The 3,173-nt window shown below is 71.7% G+C and carries 4 protein-coding genes; 3 read left to right on the top strand and 1 reads right to left on the bottom strand.

Annotation, left to right across the window (positions count from 1 at the left end; genetic code table 11):
* Window positions 1–115: 115 nt before the first annotated feature.
* Window positions 116–562, bottom strand: coding sequence for a MarR family winged helix-turn-helix transcriptional regulator (locus L1885_RS26155; protein ID WP_235799636.1), 447 nt, complete (start codon window positions 560–562; stop codon window positions 116–118).
* A 175-nt stretch (window positions 563–737) separates the two neighbouring features.
* Between L1885_RS26155 and L1885_RS26150 the strand changes: the two genes are divergently transcribed.
* The 3 genes from L1885_RS26150 to L1885_RS26140 all read left to right on the top strand — a co-directional run.
* Window positions 738–1,757, top strand: coding sequence for an NADP-dependent oxidoreductase (locus L1885_RS26150; RefSeq protein ID WP_268984543.1), 1,020 nt, complete (start codon window positions 738–740; stop codon window positions 1,755–1,757).
* A 66-nt stretch (window positions 1,758–1,823) separates the two neighbouring features.
* Window positions 1,824–2,252 (top strand): organic hydroperoxide resistance protein, encoded by a 429-nt coding sequence (locus L1885_RS26145; RefSeq protein WP_235799635.1) that lies wholly within the window; start codon window positions 1,824–1,826, stop codon window positions 2,250–2,252.
* Window positions 2,253–2,324: 72 nt separating this feature from the next.
* Window positions 2,325–3,173, top strand: an 849-nt coding sequence (locus tag L1885_RS26140; protein ID WP_235799634.1) for an EI24 domain-containing protein, incomplete at its 3' end; no start/stop codon positions are given.

The raw sequence follows: 3,173 nt of genomic DNA, 5'->3' as shown, positions 1-3,173 counted from the left end.
CGGGCGGCGGTCCGCGTCACGGCGGCGGATCGCCGCCCGGCAGTGCGGCCGGCGCCGCGTCCCGCACCGCCGCCCGGGCGGCGACTCCCGTGTGGGCGGCGACGCCCGTGCGGGCTCAGGCGCCGTCGATGCCCGACCCGTCCCCGAGCATGCGCTTGAGCAGGTCGCGCAGGGTCCTGCGCTCCTCCTCCGACAGGTCGGCGAGCGGCTCGCGGGCGAAGTCGAGCGAGTCGCGCAGCAGTCCCGCCGTGGTCAGCCCCGTCTCCGTGACGGCGGCGACCTTGACCCGGCGGTCGTCGGGGTCCGGGCGGCGCTCGACCAGGCCGCGCCCCTCCAGCCGGTCGATGATCCCCGTCACGTTGGAGGGCTCGCACTTGAGTTTCTGGGCGATCCGGCGCATGGGCAGCGGTTCGAGGGACAGCAGGCCCAGGACGCGCGCCTGGGCGCCGGTCAGCGAGTGCTCGGCCGCGGCCTGGTCGTACTCCTCGTAGTAGCGGGCCACGACGGAGCCGATGAGCTGGACGACTTCGAGGGTGAGCGGGTCGCGTCTGGTGGTGGCCATGGACACAGAATACCCATTTACTTGACAACCTGAAATATGTAGATGCAGAGTTCTTTCAGGTGGTGAACCTTTTGGTGGGCGGGTCCCTCCCGGCGACGGGATCCGGGGCGCGCCCGCCGGACGGCCACCGCTGCCGCATCCGCGCAACGCAACGCTCCAAGGAGGTATCCGGATCATGACCGCTCTTCCCGCTTCCGGCCGTGCCTGGCACCTGGTGTCCCGCCCCGAGGGCTGGCCCGTGCCGGACGATGTCGCCCTGCGCGAGATTCCGGTCGGCGAACCCGGGGAGGGCCGGATCCTGGTCCGGAACCTGTACTTCTCGGTCGACCCCTACATGCGCTCCCGCATGAACGAGGGCAAGTCGTACGTGCCGCCCTTCGAGCTCGACCGGCCCATGGACGGCGGCGCGGTCGGCGAGGTCGTCGCCTCCGCCGCGGACGGGTTCGCCGTGGGCGACCACGTCCTGCACGGCCTCGGCTGGCGGGAGTACGCGGAGTTCCCCGCGAGCCACGCGGTGAAGGTCGACGCCTCGCAGGCGCCGCTGCCCGCCTACCTCGGAGTGCTGGGCGTCACGGGGCTGACGGCGTACGCGGGCCTGTTCGAGACGGCCTCCTTCAAGGAGGGCGACGCGGTCTTCGTCTCCGGCGCGGCCGGCGCGGTCGGCAGCATCGTCGGCCAGCTCGCGAAGATCAAGGGCGCCTCGCGCGTCATCGGTTCCGCGGGCACCGACGAGAAGGTCGAGCTGCTGCGCAAGGAGTTCGGCTTCGACGCGGCCTTCAACTACAAGAACGGCTCCGTGAAGGAGCAGCTCAAGGCGGCCGCGCCCGACGGCATCGACGTGTACTTCGACAACGTGGGCGGCGACCACCTCGAGGCCGCGATCTCCCGCATGCACAACTTCGGCAGGATCACGCTGTGCGGAATGATCGCGCAGTACAACGCCACCGAACCGCCCGCCGCGCCGCGCAACATGACCCAGGTCCTGACGAAGCGTCTGCGCATGCAGGGCATGATCGTGATGGACCACATGGGCCTGCGTGAGCAGTTCGTCAAGGACATGGCCGGCTGGCTGGCGGACGGCAGCCTCAAGCACCAGGAGACGGTCGTCGAGGGAATCGAGAACGGCTTCGACGCGTTCCTCGGTGTGATGCGCGGTGCCAACACCGGCAAGATGATCGTTTCACTCGACCGCTAATCTGGATCCACGCCGCCGCGATCGTGGGCGCGAGTCGCGGCGCCAAGCAGAACGGACACGGCTCACATGTCGATTGAGCAGATACAGCCCCTGTACACGGCCGTCGCGACGGCCGAGAACGGCCGGGACGGCCGCGTCGCATCGGACGACGGCAAGCTCGACGTCGTCGTCAACCCCCCGAAGGACATGGGCGGCAGCGGCGAGGGGACGAACCCGGAGCAGCTGTTCGCCGCCGGGTACAGCGCCTGTTTCCAGAGCGCGATGAGCGGTGTGGCGCGCCGGCGGAAGCTGGACATCAAGGGCTCGACGGTGACGGCGAAGGTCTCCATCGGCAAGCTCCCCAGCGGCGGTTACGGCCTCGCCGTCGAGCTCGTCGCGTCGGTGCCGACGCTCGACGAGGCGGCCACGAAGGAGCTGCTGGAGCAGGCGCACCAGGTCTGCCCGTACTCCAACGCGACCCGCGGCAACATCGAGGTGACCCTCTCCGCGGCCTGATCCCCGCGAAGGCGCGCGTCCCGGCCCCCGGCCGCGGGCGCACCCGGAACCCGTCCCGTTAAGGTGGCCCGCATGGGCGATCTCGGGGCGGGTTTCCGCTTTTTGGTGCAGGGGCAGCGGTGGGTCGCCGCCCACGGCCGCTGGTGGGGATTCGGGCTGCTGCCGGGCCTGGTGACGCTGGTGGTGTACGCGGGTGCGCTGATCGCCCTCGCCTACGGCGCCGACGACGCGGTGTCCTGGGCGACGCCCTTCGCCGACGGCTGGGCGTCCCCCTGGCAGGGGCTGTTCCGCGGCGGGATGACGGTGCTGCTGTTCGCCCTCGGGCTGTTCCTGGCCGTCGTCACCTTCACGGCCGTGACGCTGCTCGTCGGGCAGCCCTTCTACGAGGCGCTGTCGGAGGCGGTCGAGCGCGCCGAGTCCCCCGACGGCACGGTGCCCGCATCCGGGCTGTCGTGGGGGCGCGGGATCCTCGTCTCCGTCAAGAACAGCCTCTACGTGCTCGTGCGGGTCGCGATCTGGGGCGTGGTCCTCTTCGCGCTCGGCTTCGTCCCCGTACTGGGCCAGAGCGTCGTCCCCGCCGTCGGCTTCTGCGTGTCCGGGTTCTACCTGACCCAGGAGCTGACCGCGGTCGCCATGGAGCGGCGCCGGGTCGGCGCGCGCGAGCAGCTCGCCTGGCTCAAGGGGCGCCGGACGATGGCCCTGGGCTTCGGTGTGCCGCTGACCCTGGCGTTCCTCGTGCCGGTGGTCCCGATCCTGCTCATGCCGGGCGCGGTCGCCGGGGCGACGCTCATGGCCAGGGCGCGGGAGGAGGAGTCCGCGCAGACGGACGGGCCCTGGGCGCCCCTCGGGGCCGCGGGCGCTCCCGGCGGGCCTGCCGCACCCGGGCACCCGGGCCGCGGGCCGGCCGCGGGCACCGTCCCC

Origin of the sequence: Streptomyces fuscigenes (assembly GCF_021556455.1) — a bacterium.
GTDB classification, from domain to species: domain Bacteria; phylum Actinomycetota; class Actinomycetes; order Streptomycetales; family Streptomycetaceae; genus Streptomyces; species Streptomyces fuscigenes.
The sequence above is the reverse complement of the archived record's forward strand: the minus strand, read 5'-3'. Positions and strand labels throughout refer to the sequence as shown.

Coding starts and splice junctions, on each gene's coding strand:
- L1885_RS26145 (WP_235799635.1), top strand. CDS start 1,824: ATGTCGATTGAGCAGATACAGCCCCTGTACACGGCCGTCGCGACGGCC.
- L1885_RS26155 (WP_235799636.1), bottom strand. CDS start 562: ATGGCCACCACCAGACGCGACCCGCTCACCCTCGAAGTCGTCCAGCTC.
- L1885_RS26150 (WP_268984543.1), top strand. CDS start 738: ATGACCGCTCTTCCCGCTTCCGGCCGTGCCTGGCACCTGGTGTCCCGC.